The sequence below is a fragment of the Mesorhizobium sp. B3-1-6 genome, assembly GCF_006439555.1.
Taxonomy (GTDB): Bacteria; Pseudomonadota; Alphaproteobacteria; order Rhizobiales; family Rhizobiaceae; genus Mesorhizobium.
The window spans coordinates 72110-90116 of record NZ_VFTM01000001.1 but is presented as its reverse complement, the minus strand read 5'-3'; the positions used below and the strand labels follow the sequence as shown (position 1 = coordinate 90116).

The 18007-nt window shown below is 64.1% G+C and carries 15 protein-coding genes; 9 read left to right on the top strand and 6 right to left on the bottom strand.

Annotation, left to right across the window (positions count from 1 at the left end):
* The first annotated feature begins 1 nt into the window (after window position 1).
* From FJ414_RS00415 to FJ414_RS00395, 5 genes are all read left to right on the top strand, one after another.
* On the top strand, window positions 2-1012 hold the full coding sequence (locus FJ414_RS00415; RefSeq protein WP_140640154.1) for an NAD(P)-dependent oxidoreductase: 1011 nt from the start codon (window positions 2-4) through the stop codon (window positions 1010-1012).
* 257 nt (window positions 1013-1269) lie between these two features.
* On the top strand, window positions 1270-2301 hold the full coding sequence (locus FJ414_RS00410) for a 2-aminoethylphosphonate ABC transporter substrate-binding protein (protein ID WP_140640152.1): 1032 nt from the start codon (window positions 1270-1272) through the stop codon (window positions 2299-2301).
* Window positions 2302-2332: 31 nt separating this feature from the next.
* Entirely contained in the window at window positions 2333-3478 is a 1146-nt protein-coding gene (locus FJ414_RS00405) for an ATP-binding cassette domain-containing protein (protein WP_140640150.1), read from the top strand.
* Window positions 3471-4328: a 2-aminoethylphosphonate ABC transporter permease subunit gene (locus tag FJ414_RS00400; protein ID WP_140640148.1), complete on the top strand. Its 858-nt coding sequence runs from the start codon at window positions 3471-3473 to the stop codon at window positions 4326-4328. Before FJ414_RS00405 ends, FJ414_RS00400 begins: the two co-directional genes overlap by 8 nt.
* Window positions 4329-4330: 2 nt before the next feature.
* Window positions 4331-5125 carry an ABC transporter permease subunit gene (locus FJ414_RS00395; RefSeq protein WP_140640146.1) on the top strand — a complete coding sequence of 265 codons (795 nt, stop codon included), beginning with the start codon at window positions 4331-4333 and terminating at the stop codon, window positions 5123-5125.
* Between the two features lie 83 nt (window positions 5126-5208).
* Here the strand turns inward: FJ414_RS00395 and FJ414_RS00390 are convergent, their stop codons facing one another.
* Window positions 5209-6414, bottom strand: coding sequence for an ROK family transcriptional regulator (locus FJ414_RS00390; protein WP_140640144.1), 1206 nt, complete (start codon window positions 6412-6414; stop codon window positions 5209-5211).
* Between the two features lie 312 nt (window positions 6415-6726).
* Between FJ414_RS00390 and FJ414_RS00385 the strand changes: the two genes are divergently transcribed.
* The 4 genes from FJ414_RS00385 (at window position 6727) to otsB (ending at window position 12808) form a co-directional block, all read left to right on the top strand.
* Window positions 6727-7785: a glycosyltransferase family 4 protein gene (locus tag FJ414_RS00385; protein ID WP_140640142.1), complete on the top strand. Its 1059-nt coding sequence runs from the start codon at window positions 6727-6729 to the stop codon at window positions 7783-7785.
* Window positions 7786-7925: 140 nt separating this feature from the next.
* Entirely contained in the window at window positions 7926-10088 is a 2163-nt protein-coding gene (locus FJ414_RS00380; protein WP_140640140.1) for an amylo-alpha-1,6-glucosidase, read from the top strand.
* A gap of 150 nt (window positions 10089-10238) precedes the next feature.
* Window positions 10239-12029, top strand: coding sequence for a trehalose-6-phosphate synthase (locus FJ414_RS00375; RefSeq protein WP_140640138.1), 1791 nt, complete (start codon window positions 10239-10241; stop codon window positions 12027-12029).
* Complete coding sequence (gene otsB, locus FJ414_RS00370; RefSeq protein ID WP_140640136.1) at window positions 12026-12808, top strand: trehalose-phosphatase; 783 nt, start codon at window positions 12026-12028, stop codon at window positions 12806-12808. The genes FJ414_RS00375 and otsB overlap by 4 nt, the downstream gene beginning before the upstream one ends.
* 21 nt (window positions 12809-12829) lie before the next feature.
* Here otsB and FJ414_RS00365 read toward each other — a convergent pair whose 3' ends face one another.
* The 5 genes from FJ414_RS00365 to FJ414_RS00345 all read right to left on the bottom strand — a co-directional run bounded on the left by FJ414_RS00365 (window position 12830) and on the right by FJ414_RS00345 (window position 17993).
* Window positions 12830-13567, bottom strand: coding sequence for an ATP-binding cassette domain-containing protein (locus tag FJ414_RS00365; RefSeq protein ID WP_140656571.1), 738 nt, complete (start codon window positions 13565-13567; stop codon window positions 12830-12832).
* 9 nt (window positions 13568-13576) lie between these two features.
* Window positions 13577-14776, bottom strand: a complete 1200-nt coding sequence (locus FJ414_RS00360) for an alanine racemase (RefSeq protein ID WP_140640132.1) — start codon at window positions 14774-14776, stop codon at window positions 13577-13579.
* A 13-nt stretch (window positions 14777-14789) separates the two neighbouring features.
* On the bottom strand, window positions 14790-15761 hold the full coding sequence (locus FJ414_RS00355) for an ABC transporter permease (protein WP_140640130.1): 972 nt from the start codon (window positions 15759-15761) through the stop codon (window positions 14790-14792).
* A gap of 43 nt (window positions 15762-15804) precedes the next feature.
* The gene (locus FJ414_RS00350; protein ID WP_140640128.1) at window positions 15805-16866 is read right to left on the bottom strand and encodes a substrate-binding domain-containing protein; all 1062 of its coding nucleotides are present in this window, start codon (window positions 16864-16866) and stop codon (window positions 15805-15807) included.
* Between the two features lie 65 nt (window positions 16867-16931).
* A complete protein-coding gene (locus tag FJ414_RS00345) occupies window positions 16932-17993 on the bottom strand; it encodes a substrate-binding domain-containing protein (protein ID WP_140640126.1) in 1062 nt (353 codons plus the stop codon).
* Between the last annotated feature and the right edge of the window lie 14 nt (window positions 17994-18007).

Genomic DNA, 18007 nt, shown 5'->3' with positions numbered 1-18007 from the left:
GATGAAGGCTGTCCGGACCGACAGGGAGCTCGAATGCCCGGGGATCGACGCGGGCCTGAAGGCGCGCGGTGTCGAACTGGTGACGTTGCCGGATGGAATTCCGGAAGCCGAGCTGATGGCGGCGGTCGCCGACGTCGACCTTATCCTGATGTGCTACACGCCGATCACCGCGCGGGTCATCGAGGCGGCGCCCAGACTCAAGGGCATCGTCAAATACGGCGTCGGCATCGACGCCATCGATATCCAGGCGGCGACGCGGCGCGGCATTCCGGTCGTCAATGTTCCCGAATATGCCGAGGAGACGGTGGCCGAGGGCGCCTTCGCGTTGATGATCGCGCTGGCGAAACGGCTGCCGGCGATTACGGCCGCTGTCTCGCGCGACGGCTGGATCTGGCCCGAGCAGCGCTGGCTCGGACGCGACATTGCCGGATCGACGCTAGGCCTGGTGGGCTGCGGCAAGATCGGCCGCAGCATGGCGCGCATGGCGGGGCAGGGGTTTCGGGCGCGGGTGCTCGGCTTCGATCCGGGCATCGACGCTGCGACGATGCAAGATGCAGGGATCGAGAAGATCGACGATTTGCATGCCATGCTCGGCGCCTGCGATTTCGTGTCGATCCACTGCGTCCTGAACGAGCAGACACGCGGCCTGATCGGCGGCCGAGAACTCGCCTGTATGAAGCCTTCGGCCATCCTCATCAACGTCTCGCGCGGGGCGCTGATCGACGAGGCAGCGCTTGTCGAAACGATCGTTGCCGGACGCATCGCCGGAACCGGGCTTGACGTCTACTCGCTGGAGCCGCTGGCCAGGTCCGGTCATCCGATGAGCGCGCTTTTCGATCGCGACAATGTGATCCTGTTTCCGCACCTCTCCTTCTTCACGCATGAGGCGATGCGCCGGCTTGAGGATGACACTTTGGCCCGCTGTTTCGAGCTGCTCGAAGGTCGGCCGGTAACGATCCGCTCGCGCGACCCGCGCTTGCGCGCGCAAACGATGGGCGTCGAATTTCGCTGAAGAATCCGCCATTTCCGTGAGGTATCGCAACCAGGAGTGCAGGAGAACACGCCTGCAACGGCCCATGCGACAGTTCCGTGACAAATATCAGCAGAGACTTGCCTGTCATAAAATAAATAGATTTTACTTATCGATCGGCGACCCTCAAAGTTGACACAACGACGACATGCACCAGCGCTACTGAGCCCTTGGCGGGCCGACCAACGCCATCACGAGTGCGTCGCAGATTGTGCCTTTCAATCAAAGGGGAACTGACCATGAAATCGCGAAATCTCACCGTAGCTCTGGCCTTTACCGCGGCACTGTTGGGCTCGTCGGCGCTCATCGCGCCGGCCTTCGCCGACGGCGTCGTCACCATCTACTCGGCCGATGGCCTGCATGACGGCAATGGCAGCTGGTACGAGACCGAATTCGCCGCCTTCACCAAGGCCACCGGCATCACCGTGCAGTATATCGAGGGCGGTTCGGGCGGCGTCGTCGAACGCGTGGCCAAGGAGAAGTCGAACCCGCAGGCCGACGTTCTCGTCACGCTGCCGCCCTTCATCCAGCGTGCCGCAGCCGACGGCTTGCTGCAGGATTTCAAGCCCGAAGGCTCCGACCAGATCGATGGCGGCACCGACAAGTACCGGCCGCTGGTCAACAACTACATGAACTTCATCTACAACAGCGCCGTGCTGTCGGAAGCGCCGAAGAGCTACAACGACCTGCTCGATCCGAAATTCAAGGGCAAGATCCAGTATTCGACGCCCGGCCAGGCCGGCGACGGCACCGCTGTCATGCTTGAGATCATCCACGCCTTCGGCGGCGAGAACGCCGGCTTCGAATTCATGAAGAAGCTGCAGGACAACAATGTCGGCCCGTCTGCCTCGACCGGCAAGCTGACCGCGTTGGTCAACAAGGGCGAACTGCATGTGGCCAATGGCGACCTGCAGATGAACATGTCGCAGATGGCCGACAATCCGAACATCAAGGTGTTCTGGCCCGCGGGTCCGGACGGCACCCGCTCCACCTTCGCGCTGCCCTATGAAATCGGCCTGGTCACCGGCGCGCCCAACAGCGACAACGGCAAGAAGCTGATCGAGTTCCTGCTGTCCAAGGAAGCGCAGTCGACGGTAAGCTCGGTCGCGCTCGGCATGCCGGCCCGCAAAGACGTGAAGCCGGACGACACCAATTTCGCCAAGGCGCAGGAGGCGATGAAGGGCGTGACCATCTGGGCGCCGAACTGGGACGATGCGCTCACCAAGCTGCCCGACTATGTCAAGAAGTGGAACGAAGCGACGGGAAGTTGATCTCCTGGTGGGCAAATCCGGAGGAGCAGCCATGTCGGTGCCCGCTTTCACGGGAAGCAATGTCATGGACGTCGACGCCGCGAAAATTCGCGGCGCCGGCTCCAATGTCCACTTCGACAAGGTCAGCGTCGCCTATGGCACGCATGTCGTGCTGCATCCGCTGACGCTCGACATCGCGCCTGGCGAGATCCTGGCGATGATCGGACCCTCCGGCTCCGGCAAGACGACGGCGCTCAGGGCCGTTGCCGGTTTCGTCCGGCCGGCAAGCGGCCGCATCCGCATCGGCGCCACCGACGTGACCGATCTTCCGCCCTATGAGCGCGGGCTCGGCATGGTGGTGCAGAACTACGCGTTGTTTCCGCATATGCGGGTCGAAGACAACGTCGCCTTTGGTCTGAGAGCCCAAGGCGCCGACAAGGCGCTGGTTGCCGAGCGCGTCAAGGACTCACTTGCGACCGTCGGCATGTCGGGCTTTTCCAAACGCTATCCGCGCGAGCTTTCCGGCGGCCAGCAGCAGCGTGTCGCCATCGCGCGGGCGCTTGCGGTCAGGCCGCGCGTGCTCCTGCTCGACGAGCCGCTTTCGGCGCTCGACGCGCAGATCAGGCGCAACATGGTCGAGGAGATCGCCAAGCTGCATCGCGACCTGCCTGGACTGACGATTCTCTATGTCACCCACGACCAGACCGAAGCGCTGACGCTTGCCGACAAGATCGCCATCATGCGCGACGGAAGGGTGTCCTCGCACGGGCCGACGGGGGAGCTTTACCGCCGGCCGCCGAACCGCTTCACGGCCGAGTTCCTCGGTCGCGCGAATCTTTTGCCGGTGACCGTCGCGGAAGGCGCCGGGCCGAAGGGACTGGCCAAGGCGAAGCTCGGCGATGTCTTGCTTGCGGGCGCCGCGCGCGGCGAAAAGCCCGGCGACAAGACCTTGCTCTGCATCAGGCCGCAGCATCTCAGCCTCACCGGCGACGAGGAACACACCAACCGGATCGTCGGCACGCTGAAGGAAGTGCACTGGCAGGGCGAACTCACCCATCTGGTGCTCGATGTCGACGGCACGCCGGTGCGCGTCTCGGCGACCAGGCTGCCGGTGAGCCTGCCGGAGCGCGGCTCGGCGATGCCGCTGTTCTTCACGCCCGGCGACACCTCGCTCGTTCCGGAAGACGTCCGTGGCTGACGCGGCCATCCTTCCCGCGCAGATAACCAGAAAGGTGTCCGGCCGGTTCTGGATTGTGCCGCCGGCGGCGCTGCTGGCGCTGCTGTTCTTCTATCCGCTGGTGCTGATCGTCCAGCAGGCTTTTACCGACGATAGCGGCATGGCCAATGTCGCCGAATTCGTGCGTGTGCTGCATGCGCGCTTCTTCCTCAACGCGCTCATCAACACCATCACCATTTCGGTCGCCGCGACCGCCGGATGCCTTATCGTCGGGCTGGTGTTGGGACTGATCCTCGCCTTCGTGCCGTTTCCCGGCAGCGGAGTGATCGCCCGGCTGATCGACACCTTCATCGCCTTGCCGACCTTCCTGGTGACGCTTGCCTTCACCTTCCTCTACGGCTCGGCCGGCATGCTCAACGCCGGGCTGATGGATGTGTTCTCGCTGCAGGCGCCGCCCGTCAACTTCCTCTACTCGACCTGGGGCGTGGTCCTGGCCGAGGTCACCGTCTACTCGCCCTTCGTGCTGCGCCCGCTGCTCGCTGCGTTTTCGCTGGTCGATCGCGGCCAGATCGAAGCGGCGAGCGTGCTTGGCGCACGGCCGTTCCGCATCGTTCGCCAGGTCATTCTGCCCGCCGCCGTTCCGGCGCTGATTGCCGGCGGCAGCCTCTGTCTTTTGTTGACGGTCAACGAATTCGGCATCGTGCTGTTCATCGGCGCCAAGGGCGTCATCACTTTGCCGCTGCTCATCTACAGCAAGGCCATCCAGGAATCGGCCTATCAGGTCGCCTGCATCATCGCCGTCATCAACATCGCGCTGTCGCTCGGGCTGTTCGGCCTCTACCGGTTCGCCGCCGGCCGGCTGGGAGCATAAAGATGCTGGTCTGGTCGCGCCCCGGTCGCATGCTGATCTGGACAGTCTTCGCGCTGTTGTTCGGCGTCTTGTTCCTGGCTCCGCTCGCCGTCATCCTGCTCTCCAGCCTGGCCGACCAGTGGAACGGCGTGCTGCCGAGCGGACTGACGGTCGAACACTATAGCGATGTCATGCAGGGCGCCGCGTGGAAAGCGATGCAGGCCAGTCTGATCACCGGCTGTCTTGCCAGCGCGCTGGCCCTGGTCAGCGGCACTTGGGCGGCGCTCGCGCTGCGTGTCCAGGACGCCACGCTGGCGAGAGTGCTCGGGCTTTTGTTCTTCATCCCAAGCGCGGTGCCTTCGGTGTCCGTGGGTCTCGGCCTGCTGGTTGCCTTCAGCCATCCGCCGCTGCTGCTCAACGGTACGATCGCCATCGTCATGATCGCGCATTTCGTGCTGATCTCGGCCTTCACCTTCGGCAATGTCTCGGCCGGACTGGCGCGGCTTTCGCCGGACTTCGAGCAAGTGGCGTCGAGCCTCGGGGCGCGTCCTGCGTACCGACTCTGGCATGTCACACTGCCATTGCTCACGCCTTACCTGGTCGCCGCCTTCGGCTTGAGCTTCGCGCTGTCGATGGGCGAGCTCGGCGCGACGGTGATGGTTTATCCGCCGGGTTGGGTGACGCTGCCGGTATCGATCTTCAGCCTGACCGATCGCGGCGACGTCTTCGCGGGCGCGGCGCTGACCATGGTGCTCGTCGCCGTGACGCTGTTGCTGCTGCTCGGGCTTGAGCGGCTGACCGGACGCCAGACGCGATAGTGCCTTGTTTCGACGCAATTCCGGACGGAAGGCTACGGCGAAGCCGCCGAGCCTGACCGCGTCATACTTTTCCTGGAATTGCTTTAGCCCACCGGCTTCTGCAGCACGTCGAACTGCGGATTGGTTTCCGAAAAGATCGGCAAGGCCGCGGCGCCGAGGACGGAGGTATCCTTTCCTGCGGCGCCCACCACGACGCGTGGCGCGACGCGGGCTCTGGTCGAGCTCACCGAGAGATGGAGCGGTTCGAGCCGGCCGGCCAGCGCCTCGATCACAGGCAGCGGCATGAAGCCGCCGAGCACGACGGTCTCGGGATCGAGCGCCATTTCCAGGATATCGATCGCCTGCCGCAGCGGATCGACCGCCTCGGCGAGCCAGGCTTCGAACCGGCTGTCGCCCTTTGCCAAAAGCTCTTCCAGCAGGTCGGGAGAGGCATGGTCAGGATCCGGCAGGTCGAGCTTGTCATAGGCAGCGCGCAGCGAGACGTAGCGCTCGAGGCAGCCGCGCTTGCCGCAATCGCAGGGCAGGCCGCCTGGCTTGACGATGATGTGGCCGATCTCGCCGGCATTGTGGCGAGAGCCCTTGTAGAGATGGCCGTCGAGGAAAAGGCCGGCGCCGAGGCCCGTCCCGATGAAGAGATAGACAAAGCTGCCGAGCTTGCGTGCAACGCCATAAAGCCGCTCGCCGATGGCCGCCGCCGTGGCGTCGTTCTCGACGGTGACGGTGATGCCCGTGAGCCGTTCCAGTTCGTCGGCTACCGGAAAGTCGTGCCAGCCGGGAAGGGCCGTCGGGCCGACCGAAGTCATGCCTTCGACGCCGAACGGCCCGGGCATCGCCATGCCGGCGCCAAGCAGTCTTGTCCGGTCCAGTCGGCAGGTTGCGATCAGGTCGCTTGAGACCGCGGCAAGCAGGGGCATGGCCTCAGTGGGAGTCGGCCGGTCGACATGTCTCTCGATGCGCGCGCGCACGGCGCCGGAAAGATCTGTGACGACGCCAACGGCTAGCTGGTGGTCGAGCTGCAGGCCGATCGAATAACCGCCATCCGGGTTGATGGAGTAGGGAACGGCAGGCTGGCCGCGCGCGCCTTTCAGCGTTGCTTCAGGACGCAGCAGCCCGGCCGCTTCCAATTCCTCGACGATGTTGGAGATAGTCTGCGACGACAGCGCTGTCAGCCTGGCGATCGCGGCCCGCGACAGCGCGCCGTTGACGCGGATCGCTTCGATCACAACGCGCCGATTGTGCGATTTCGCCTGCTCGAGATTTGTGCCGGAGATGGCTTTTTTGAGGGTCATGCGGTCGTTACCAGTCACGGAAACTGTAGATTGCTACTTTAGAAAATCAAGTTGATTTAATTATATCGACCACCAGTAGCTGGCCAAAAGCCTGGGCCAGCCCGCGGGCTCGCAGTCGAAATATCGGAATTTGGTGGTGGTGAACATGCTGGCGCGGCGTGGTCGTAAGTCCTGAGCTTAGATTGTTTTACGCAATTCCGGACGGAAAACCGCTTCGCACTTTTCCTGGAATTGCTTTGACCCGCGACCAATTGGGCAGGAACGATCTCGCGGCTGACGCATTTTGCTTCGCGTCAGCAGTCGAGGGACCCGATGCGCATAGCCCATGTCGCGCCACTCTACGAATCCGTGCCGCCGAAACTATATGGCGGCACCGAGCGGATCGTCTTCTACATCACCGAAGCACTCGTCGAGCTCGGGCATGACGTCACGCTGTTCGCGAGCGGCGACAGCGAGACATCGGCCCGACTGATGCCAGGTCGCGACCAGGCGATCCGCCTCGATCCGCGGCCGAAGAAATCGGAAATCGCCGCGCATCTGGCGATGCTCGCCGATGTGCGCGAACGCGCCGGCGAATTCGATGTCATCCATTTCCATCTCAGCCACTTCCTGCATTTTCCGTTCTTCGAGCAGATCGCGGGTCGCACGGTAACGACGCCGCATGGCCGGCTCGACTATGTCGACCTGGCGCCGGCCTACCAACGTTTTCCGCGTTTCCCGATGATCTCGATTTCGCAGAGCCAGAGGCGCGGTTTGCCCGATGCGAATTGGCTCGCCACGATCCATCACGGATTGCCGCTCGATGCCTATCAGCCGACTTATCAGCCGCAAGCGGAAGAGCCGTATCTGGCCTTCCTCGGACGCCTGTCCCGCGACAAGCGGCCGGACCGCGCCATCGAGATTGCGCGGCGGTCCGGGTTGAAGTTGAAGCTGGCGGCCAAGATCGGCGACGACGACCGCGCTTATTTCCGCGACAACATCGAGGCGCTCATCGATGGCGACCGCATCGACTATGTCGGCGAGATCACGGAAGACGAGAAGGCCGAATTCCTGGGCAACGCGGCAGGCCTGCTGTTCCCAATCGACTGGCCGGAACCGTTCGGCCTCGTCGCGATCGAGGCCATGGCCTGCGGCACACCGGTGATCGCCTGGAACAACGGCGCCCTGCCGGAGATCGTCGACAATGGCGTCACCGGCTTCGTCGTGGCCAATGTCGAGGATGCGGTCGCATCTATGCCCGCGCTTCTCGAACTCGACCGACGGCAGGTGAGGGCAGTCTTCGAGAAAAGGTTCTCGGCGACAAGAATGGCGCGCGACTACCTTTCTGCCTATATGCGTCTGACCGGCATGCCGGAGGCCAAGGCCTCCTGACCTTGGATGATTTCAGGTCTGTTCGACCTGAAATCTGAATCCGGCACTAAATCAAAGAGATAGAGCATGATGTCGTCCGAAAACCGCTTCACACTTTTCGGCATCATGCTCTAGGGTGGGGCAACCGAAAGAGGTGACGAATGACGGAGCTCGACGAGCGCAAGCTCGATCCTGCCGTGGCCCTTTCCTCGCTCGACGAGACGGCGCCGCGAGAACCGCACCGGCTTTTTGCTCTCAAGCAGGGCGACTGCTTCGCCGTCGCCGACGCCTATGGCGACATCAGGGGCGCCGGCGACGGCTTCTTCCGCGATGACACGCGCGTGCTGTCCGAATTCCGGCTGACCATCGGCGGCAGGCCGATGTCGCTGCTCGGCGCATCGCTCAGCCAGGACAATGTGCTGTTCACGTCCAACCTGACCAACCTGCCTATTCAAAGCGCTGCCGGCCGCGATATGCCGCAGGGCGCGATCCATATCGAGCGCGTCAGGCTGATCTGGCAGGACAGGCTGTTCGAGCGCATCACGCTTTCCAACTACAGCCGCGAGCATTCCACCATCACCGCCTCGCTGCATTTCGCCGCCGACTTTCGCGACATGTTCGAGGTGCGCGGCTCCACCCGGGTGAAGCGGGGCACCACGCATATCGCCAAGACCGACAAGACCTCGGTCCTGCTCGGCTATGATGGCCTGGACGGTTTGCCGCGACTTTCGGCAATCTCCTTTTCGCAGGCGCCAGACCAGTTGAGCGACAACCGCGCCGATTTCCTCATCGCCGTGACCAAGCGCAGTCAAAAGGTGCTTTACGTCGAGGTCGGCCCCGCGGTCGCCGACGCGCCCGATCGCGACCGCTTCCGCGCCGCGGCGGCGCGCGCGCGGTTCGGCATGCGCGCCAAGCGCAGGCACGGCGCCACGGTGCACAGCTCGGGGCGCGTGTTCAACGATTGGGTCGAGCGCGCCCGCGCCGATGTGGCGCTGCTTACCACCGAGCTTTCGACCGGGCCTTATCCCTATGCCGGCATCCCGTGGTTTTCTACCGCGTTCGGCCGCGACGGCGTGATCTCGAGCCTGCAGATGCTTTGGCTCAATCCCGGACTGGCGCGCGGCGTGCTGGCTTTTCTGGCCGAGCACCAGGCGACGGAGACTTCGCCCTTCAGCGATTCCCAGCCCGGCAAGATCATGCATGAGACACGCAAGGGCGAGATGGCGGCGCTGCGCGAGCTTCCCTTCGGCCGCTACTACGGCGGTGTCGACACCACGCCGCTCTATATCCATCTGGCTTCCGCCTATGCCGACCGCACCGGCGACATGGCCTTCATCGACAAGCTTTGGCCCTCGCTGAAGGCCGCCGCCGAATGGACGGAGGAGGCGAGCCGCGCCACCGGCTTCGTCACCTACCAGCGCGCCGCCGAGTCCGGCCTCGCCAACCAGGGGTGGAAGGACAGCTTCGATTCGGTCTTCCACGCCGACGGCCGCATCCCCAAGGGGCCGATCGCACTGGTCGAGGTGCAAGGCTATGTCTTTGCCGCCTTCCGCGGCCTGGCGGCGCTCGCGCGCCGCCGCGGCGAATTCGCGGATGCCGAGCACTGGGAAAACCGCGCCGAGGAAATGCGGGTCGCCGTGGAACGCGATTTCTGGCTGGACGACCTGAATTTCTACGCCTTGGCCATCGATGGCGAAGGCCAGCCCTGCAAGGTTCGAACGACAAATGCCGGGCACCTGCTTTTCGTCGGGCTGCCGCAGCCCGAGCGCGCCAGGCTGGTCGCCGACCAGTTGCTGTCGGCCGCCTTCCATTCCGGCTGGGGACTGCGGACGCTCGCCGACGACGCGGTGTTCTTCAACCCGATGTCCTACCACAACGGCTCGATCTGGCCGCACGATACCGCGCTTTGCGGCGTGGGCCTGGCGCGCTACGGCGAACGCGACAGCGTGGTGCGGCTGATGAGCGGCACGTTCGAATCGGCCGTGCATTTCAATATGCGGCTGCCGGAACTGTTCTGCGGCTTCGCCCGGGCGCCGGGCGAAGCGCCAATCGCCTATCCGGTGGCCTGCCTGCCGCAAGCCTGGTCGGCGGGCTCCACCTTCATGTTGATGCAGGCCTGTCTGGGCCTGGAAATCGATGGCTGGGAAGGCGAATTGCATGTCACGCGCCCAAGGCTGCCGATCGGTATCGACACTCTCATGCTCCGGCATCTGAGCGTCGGGGACAAGGTCGTCGACTTGACCTTCCAGCGGGTAGGCGACCGTGTCGCCGCCTTCCTTTCCGATCGTCATGAAGGCCAGGTGCCGCTTATCGTGCGGACTTAGAAGAAGGCGTCGCAAGCCCGCGTTCAACAATCGAAAAATGTCGGAACCCCTGGCCGGTTCGTGCGTTGCACAGCTGGACCGGTCTGCCGTCCGCAGCCGGCAAGAACGAAAAACAAAAGAGCGGACAGCCGGAGGCAGCCTGGCATTTCAATGACACAATATAGCGTTCTGTTACTGGTCCTCATTCTCGCAAGCCTTGGACTTTCCGCATTCGCGATTTTCATTTCGATATCCCGATACCGCCGCAATCACCCGAGGGCCGCGGCTTCGTCGGCTTCCGGCGACGACTTTGCCACCGAGGCCGCGCGCAAGGTGCTGCGCGAGTTCGAGAAGAACGGGCAATCGGTCGACGCGGCGCTGGTCACATGGTCGCCGGAGACGTTGCGCAAGATCCTCGCGGACGAGTTGCCGGATGCGCAGGTCATCATCGTCTCCAATCGCGAGCCTTATATCCACAACGAAACCAGGGACGGCGACGTCGAGCTTGTCGTGCCGGCGAGCGGGCTGGTCTCGGCGCTGGAACCGATCACGCGCGCTTGCGCCGGCACCTGGATCGCCTATGGCGGCGGCAGCGCGGACCGGACGGTGGTGGACAGGAACGACCGTATGCAAGTGCCGCCCGGCAATCCTTCCTACACGCTGCGCCGCGTCTGGCTGAGCGACGACGAATATCAAGGCTATTATCTTGGCTTCGCCAATGAGGGGCTGTGGCCGCTCTGCCACATCGCGTTCACGCGTCCGATCTTCCGCGAATCGGACTGGGAGGCCTATGAGGCCGTCAACCGCAAATTCGCCGAGACGGTGGTTGCCGAGGCGCGCAACGAGCGGCCGATCGTGCTGGTCCAGGACTATCACTTCGCGCTTCTGCCGCGCATGATCCGCGAGCGCCTGCCGGAGGCGATCGTCATCACCTTCTGGCACATACCGTGGCCGAACTCGGAAGTGTTCAGCATCTGCCCGTGGCGCGAGCGCATCCTCGACGGCCTGCTCGGCAGCTCGATCGTGGGCTTCCACACCCAGTTCCACGCCAACAACTTCACCGAAAGCGTCGACCGTTTCATGGAAAGCCGGATCGAGCGAGCCGACGCTGCCATTTCCTATGGCGGCCAGGTGACGCTGGTGCATTCCTATCCGATCTCGATCGAGTGGCCGGTCGAGCTGCTGAAAACCCTTCCGAGCGTCGAGGAGTGCAGGGCGCGCGTGCGCAAGCGGTTCAGAATTCCAGCGGGCGCCAAGCTCTGCGTCGGCGTCGAGCGTCTCGATTACACCAAAGGCATCCTCGATCGCTTCCATGCGCTTGAGGAACTGTTCATCCGTCATCCAGAAACGGTCGGCAACGTGGTATTCCTGCAGATCGCTGCACCAAGCCGGGGCACGCTGCCTGCCTACAAGCAGCTTCACGACGAATGCCTGCGCTATGCCGACGAGCTCAACCAGCGCTACGGCAGCAAATCCTATCAGCCGGTCGTCATGGTGGCCGAGCACCATGCGCAAGCCTCGGTCTATGAGCTTTATCGCGCCGCCGATATCTGCCTCGTCACCAGTCTGCATGACGGCATGAATCTCGTCGCCAAGGAGTTCGTGGCGTCGCGCGACGACGAGCAGGGCGTGCTGCTGCTCAGCACCTTCGCCGGCGCCTCGCGCGAATTGCTGGAGGCGCTGATCGTCAATCCTTACGACGCGGCGATGATGAGCGAGACGATGCTGCAGGCGCTGACCATGGGAACGGACGAGCAGCACGAGCGCATGCGGCGCATGCGCGACATCGTGCGCGACAACAATGTCTACCGCTGGGCCGGCAGCATGCTGCTCGACGCGGCGCGGCTGAGAAAGCGTGGCGACCTCGACCGGGTCACCGCCTTATACGACCGGCCGACCGGCCCCACCGGGGACAATGTCGTCTCCATGTTCGAACGCAAACAGGCAGTCGGATTCCGATGACCATTCAAGCAGACCTTACCCCGCCGCTGCCCGAAGGCCGGTGGGCGCTTTTCCTCGATATCGACGGCACCTTGCTGGAGCATGCGGCGCATCCCGACGCCGTCTCGGTCAGCGAGGAGTTGCGCATTCTCCTGGCGATGATCGAGCGGCGGCTCAACGGTGCGCTCGCCTTCATCACAGGGCGCTCGATAGCAGCCGTCGACCATCTGTTCGACCCGTTGAAACTGCGAATCGCCGGCCTCTACGGGCTGGAACACAGGCTCGCGCCGGACGGAAAGATCGAAGCCGCCGACGAGCCGGCGGATATGGCGGCGCTCGCCGACGAGATCGAACTCGAGCTGGCAAGCAAGGCCGTCTATGTCGAGCGCAAGGGGCCGGTGCTCGCCATCCACACGAGAGCCGCCCCGCAGCTTCTGGCGCGGGCGACGGAATTGGTCGAGGCAGCGCTTGCGCGCTTGCCGCAAGGCTACCGCGTGATCGCCGGCAATGCCGGCGTCGAGCTGATGCCGCTCGAAGCGGCCAAGGGCGCCGCGATCCGGCGCTTCATGCAGCTCGATCCGTTCACCGGCAGGCGTCCGGTGTTCCTCGGCGACGATACGTCCGACGAGAACGGCTTCGACACGGTCAACGCCGCGGGTGGGATCTCGATCCGCGTCAAGCCGCAAGGCGAGACCGCGGCGCGCTTCGCCATCGAAGATGTCGCGAGCGCCATTGCCTGGCTCGAAGCCAATTTCGGGAAGCCGGCCACGCCAGCGGCCAGCCGCAATCTCGTTGCCTAAGGCCGCCCAAGCGCTACGCCGCTATTGCTGCTGCAGGCCGGTGATCATGGCGATGATCTCGTTCTTGTCGGTCTTCTTCGTCTCGCGCACGCCGATCTGCTTGCCGCGCCTCAAGACGCAGATGCGGTCCGACAGCTTGAACACCTGGTCGAGGCTGTGGCTGATGATCAGGATGCCGACATTGCGCTGCTTCAGCGACAGAACGATTTCTTCCACCTTGGCGGTCTCAGCGACGCCAAGGGCGGCCGTCGGCTCGTCGAGCAGGATCAGCTTGCTCGCCCAGTGCGTCGCCCTGGCGATCGCGACGCCCTGGCGCTGGCCGCCGGAGAGGTCGCGGATGGTGGCATGCGCGGAAGGGATGCGTACGTCGAGCTCCTTCACCAGCTTTTCCGTCTCGGCGATCATGCGGCGGCGGTCGAGCAGGCCGAAGCGGTTCAGCGGCTCGCGGCCGAGGAACATGTTCATGTAGACGGTCTGCTGGTCGGCTAAAGCGAGATCCTGGTAGACCACCTCGATGCCGTGCGCGCGCCCCATGGTGGCGTTCGACATCGTCACCGGCTTGCCCTCGATGGCTATCGTGCCGGAGGAAGGCGGATGCACGCCCGAGACGATCTTGACCAGCGTCGACTTGCCGGCTCCGTTGTCGCCGACAAGCGCCACGATCTCGCCCGGAAAGACTTCGAGCGAGAAGCTCTCGATCGCGGTGATGCCGCCGAAATTCTTGCGGATATCCTGAAGCTGCAGAATGGGCGCGTTCATCGTCATCTCCTAGACAGGCCAGGCATAGGGTTCGCCAAAGCCGTTCTCGATGGTTTCGACCTTCGGATCGCCCTTCGAGATACCTGAGACGCCGACGACATAGGCGCGGGTGACGAAGGCCTGGCCGCGGAAGCCGAAGATGGCGCTGTCGCCGGGTTTGGGGGCGTTCACGCCGGAGGCGTCGATCATAGCGTAGTAGTCGATCGCCGAGGGGGGCGGCACCTCGACGCTTTTGAGCGCCGAGGCTGCGGTGGTTGGCTCGGCCGAGACGATCGCCTTGACGTCATAGTCCGGGAAGATCGGGTCGATATAGAAGCCGCCGCCGAAGCAGTAGGCCTTGCCGCCCGACAGATGCGAGACCTCGGTTAGGTAGAGCACCGCAGGCAATTCCGGCAGGTCTTCCATCACATGCAGCGCCGTGGTGCCATGCAGGCCGTTGCCGGGTTCGCACTGCGTGGCGCCGGCTTCCGCCAGCGCGGCCAGCATGACGCTCGACGTCGTGCCAGGCGCATTGATTTCGATCTCCCTGCGCCCCGCCTTGGCGAGCGCCTCGGCGGCCTTGCTCAGCGTTGCAAGATTGGGCGTCGGCAACACCTTTCGCGCGGCATGATCGAAGAGCAGGGCAGGGAAGGTGGTGATACCGGCAAAGCGGCCGCCCGGAACGGCATCGAGCCGGTCGGCGACGCCGACGACCTCGCCGGCGTCGAAGCCGCCTTCATGGCCGCGGTAGAAAATGTCGCCTTCGGCCGCGATGCGGGCGAGCAGGTCCTGGACATGGCCGGCGGCCTTGGCGCCCTTGCCTGCTTCCTCGGCCTTGGTGTCGTTGAAGACGGTCCAGTAATCCGGCTGGAAGGTGCTCGCCGCCGCCTCCGCTTCGAATTTCGCGATCTGCTGCAAATGGCCGAGATGTCCGAGCTTCATCCCGGCCTTGTGCGTGGCGCGCGCGCAGGCCATGTCGACCGCCACGGCGCGTTCGATGCCGCCGCGCATCACCGCCTTGCAGAATGAGCTCGAGCGCCCGACCTGCTTGGTCATGGCGAAAATCTTCAGGCCGAGCCGGTCGGCCTCCTGCTTGAGGATCGCCGCATTGTGCTCGATCGTGTCGAGATCGAGCACATAGGCATTGGCCGGCAGCTTGCCTTGCTGATGAAGGCTTGTCGCAGCCTCGATGAAAGCGGGATTGCGGCGGCGCAGAACGTCGAGAAACATGGAAAAGGTTCCTTCAGCGGGATTTGTCGCGCAGCGACACAGCGACCGCGGTGAGGATGATCAGGCCGCGCACGATCATCTGGTCGGAGACCGAGAGGCCCATCAGGATCAGCCCGTTGTTCAGCATGCCCATCATCAGCGAGCCGACGAGAGCGCCGACGATCGAGCCCTTGCCGCCGTTGAGCAGCGTGCCGCCGACGATGACGGCAGCGATCACCGTCATCAGATCGGTCTCGCCGAGCGTGTATTTCGCCGCTTGCAGGCGCCCGGCGTAGAGCAGTCCGGCAAGCCCCGCGAGCCCTCCGCTGATGGTGAGTACGGCGAGCCTGATCTTGGGCACGCTGATGCCCGAGACGCTCGCCGCGCGGGCGTTGTCGCCGGTCGCCAGCACATGGGCGCCGAAACGCGTCTCACGGTAGACGAGGTGGCCGATGGCGATGGCAATGACCGTCCACCAGATCAGCGACGGCACGGCGAGCAGCGACCCCGAGCCGAAGAAATCGGTGAAGGTCTCGTTGGTGACCGAGATCGAACGCAGATCGGTCATCGAGCGCGAGACACCGGCGAACAGGCCCATCGTCGCCAGCGTCACCAGGAAGGACGGCAGCCTTACATAGGCGACCAGCGCGCCGTTGATGAGGCCGATCAGGATTCCGGCACCCAGGCCGGCGACGATGCCCGCCGCCATCCCGTAGGAGGCGATGGTGACGGCGGCGGCGAGCGCCGCCACCGCGACGATCGAGCCGATCGAAAGGTCGATCTCGCCGGCCGACATGACGAAGACGAGGCCTATCGCCATGATCGTCACCGGCGCCGTCTGCAGCACGATGTTGGAGAGGTTGCGGACGGTGAGGAAGCCGCTGTCCCGCAGCATGATAGCGAAGAACAGGAAGATCGCCAGGAAGCCGAGATAGACGACATATTGCTGCAGATTGAAGCGGCTAGCGAGGCTGCCCACCTCGGTACTGGTGTTGGCACTGGACATGTTCGATCTCCGATGATGCGTGCTTCGCAGCCTGCCACCGCGTTTACTTCATGGCGTCCGCGATGGTCGCGGGCACATCCTTGTTGAGCGACTTCTTCCAGCCTTCCTTCACCGTCTCCTTGGTGACGGCAATGGAATCGACGGCATAGAAAGGCTCGGCCTTCAGGCCGACCAGGGAACCTGCCGAGGCACGCGCCAGCGTCACGCCGATCGAGTAGGCCTCGTCGGCGACAAGGGCCGCGATGTTGCCGCCTTTGACCATATCGAGCGCGGCCGGTTCGTTGAGGTCGAGCGTGACGATCTTGGTGTGCTTGTTGCCGGCGGCGCGCAATGCGGAGAGCACGCTGAGAGCCGGCTCGGCCCAGGTGACATAGATGCCGTCGAGGTCCGGGTGCTGGGTGATCATCGCCTGCGCGATGTCCTCGCTGCGCGCCGGGTCGGCCATGCCCGCCTCGGCGGCGATTTTCATGTCGGGATAATCCTGTTCGATCGTCTTCTTGAAGGCGCCGTCGCGCTGGTTGGTGACGTAGAAGTCGGCGTCATGGAAGATGTAGCCAACCTTGCCCTTCTTGCCGAGCGCCTCGGCCATGGCGATGCCAGCCTTGTTGCCCATCTGGAAGAGGTCGTCCGAAACGATGGCGACATAATCCGTGCCCTGCTTGTAGCCGGCCGGGCAATTGTCGACGAAGCCGAGCTTGACGCCGGCCTGTCGGGCCGGGTCGTAGACCGAGGCGGCGGTCGCCGGATCGACCGGCAGCGACAGGATGATCGACGGTTTCTTGGCCATCACCGTCTCGACATCGGCTTTCTGGCGCGCGGCGTCGAAGCCGGCGTCGGTCTGCGCCACCACTTCGACGCCGAGACGCTTGAACTCGTCGCGCGCGCCGGCGTTGACGGCGTTGGTGTACTCGCTCATCTCGTGCCAGACGAGAGCCGCGGTGAACTTGCCGTCCTTGATCTGCTGCTCCTGCGCCTCTGTCAGCGTCAGCGAGGCCGCCGGAACCGGCTTCTCGCCGTTCGGGCCGGTGGTGACGCCTTCGGCGGCGAAGGCGTGAGCGGCGAACAGGTTCGCCAATACAGTCATGATACTCAATACTTTGCGCATATCGGGTTCCCCTTTTTGTTCAGGAAGAGAGCTCCGGCTCGGCTTACCGGACCGGAGCGTGGGCTTCACTTGGCCGCGTCGAGCACCGACTGCGGTGCATCGCGGTTCAGCGAATCCTTCCAGCCCTGGGAGACATTTTCCTTAGTTACGGTCAGCGCCGGCGCTACGACGAAGGCGGGCGTCTGCTGGCCGAGCAGGGACTTCATGCCGGAGGCGGCCATGGCGCGGCCGAGTTCATAGGCCTTATCGGCGACGAGTGCCGCGACATTGCCGCCCTTGACCATGTCGAGGGCGACCGGCTCGGCAAGATCGAGCGTGACGATCTTGGTGTGCGTGTTGCCGGCGCCGCGCAGCGCCGAAAGCACGCCGTCGGCGGGTTCGGCCCAGGTTACATAGATGCCGTCGAGATCGGGATGCTGCAGCAGCATTGCATTGGCCAATTCCTCGGCACGGGCCGGGTCGGAAATGCCCTGTTCGGCGACGATCTTGATGTCGGGATAATCCTTCTCGATGGTCTTCTTGAAGGACTGGTCGCGCTGGTTGGTGACGTAATAATTGGCGTCGTGGAAGATATAACCGACCTTGCCCTTGCCGCCGATGGCCTTGGCCATGGCATCGGCCGCCTGCTTGCCCATCTGGTAGAGATCGTCGGTGACGATCGAGGCGTAGTCGGTGCCTTGCTTGTAATCCTTGGGCAGGTTGGACAGGAACACCAGCTTGACGCCATCCTTGACCGCCTGGCGGAAGGCTTCGGCGGAAGTGACAGGGTCTAGAGGCAACGCCAGGATGACGTTCGGCTTGGCGGCGAGCGCGGTCTCGATGTCGCTGCGCTGGCGGGCGGCGTCGAACTGCGCGTCGGTCTTGACCGCGATCGAGATGCCGGCCCGGGCGAACTCGTCCGTGGCGCCCGCGGTCACCGCGTTGGTGAAGTCGGAAGAGGTGTGCCACAGAAGGGCTGCCTTGTAGCCCTTGTCCTTCAGCGCCGCGATGTCGGCATCGCTCAGCGTCAGGCTGGAACTCGGGGTGGCGGTCTCGCCCTGCGGTCCGACCGTCTGCGCGTGAGCCGCGCCGGCGGCGAGCATCAATCCGCCGGCCAGGGCGGCGGCAATCCATTTCTTCATCAGCATGTTTCAGTCTCCCA

What these genes read in the sequence shown, in the direction of transcription:
- FJ414_RS00395 (WP_140640146.1), top strand. Translation starts at nt 4,331, where the DNA reads ATGCTGGTCTGGTCGCGCCCCGGTCGCATGCTGATCTGGACAGTCTTC.
- FJ414_RS00415 (WP_140640154.1), top strand. Translation starts at nt 2, where the DNA reads ATGAAGGCTGTCCGGACCGACAGGGAGCTCGAATGCCCGGGGATCGAC.
- FJ414_RS00365 (WP_140656571.1), bottom strand. Translation starts at nt 13,567, where the DNA reads ATGAACGCGCCCATTCTGCAGCTTCAGGATATCCGCAAGAATTTCGGC.
- FJ414_RS00345 (WP_140640126.1), bottom strand. Translation starts at nt 17,993, where the DNA reads ATGCTGATGAAGAAATGGATTGCCGCCGCCCTGGCCGGCGGATTGATG.
- otsB (WP_140640136.1), top strand. Translation starts at nt 12,026, where the DNA reads ATGACCATTCAAGCAGACCTTACCCCGCCGCTGCCCGAAGGCCGGTGG.
- FJ414_RS00355 (WP_140640130.1), bottom strand. Translation starts at nt 15,761, where the DNA reads ATGTCCAGTGCCAACACCAGTACCGAGGTGGGCAGCCTCGCTAGCCGC.
- FJ414_RS00360 (WP_140640132.1), bottom strand. Translation starts at nt 14,776, where the DNA reads ATGTTTCTCGACGTTCTGCGCCGCCGCAATCCCGCTTTCATCGAGGCT.
- FJ414_RS00390 (WP_140640144.1), bottom strand. Translation starts at nt 6,414, where the DNA reads ATGACCCTCAAAAAAGCCATCTCCGGCACAAATCTCGAGCAGGCGAAA.
- FJ414_RS00380 (WP_140640140.1), top strand. Translation starts at nt 7,926, where the DNA reads ATGACGGAGCTCGACGAGCGCAAGCTCGATCCTGCCGTGGCCCTTTCC.
- FJ414_RS00385 (WP_140640142.1), top strand. Translation starts at nt 6,727, where the DNA reads ATGCGCATAGCCCATGTCGCGCCACTCTACGAATCCGTGCCGCCGAAA.
- FJ414_RS00350 (WP_140640128.1), bottom strand. Translation starts at nt 16,866, where the DNA reads ATGCGCAAAGTATTGAGTATCATGACTGTATTGGCGAACCTGTTCGCC.
- FJ414_RS00410 (WP_140640152.1), top strand. Translation starts at nt 1,270, where the DNA reads ATGAAATCGCGAAATCTCACCGTAGCTCTGGCCTTTACCGCGGCACTG.
- FJ414_RS00375 (WP_140640138.1), top strand. Translation starts at nt 10,239, where the DNA reads ATGACACAATATAGCGTTCTGTTACTGGTCCTCATTCTCGCAAGCCTT.
- FJ414_RS00405 (WP_140640150.1), top strand. Translation starts at nt 2,333, where the DNA reads ATGTCGGTGCCCGCTTTCACGGGAAGCAATGTCATGGACGTCGACGCC.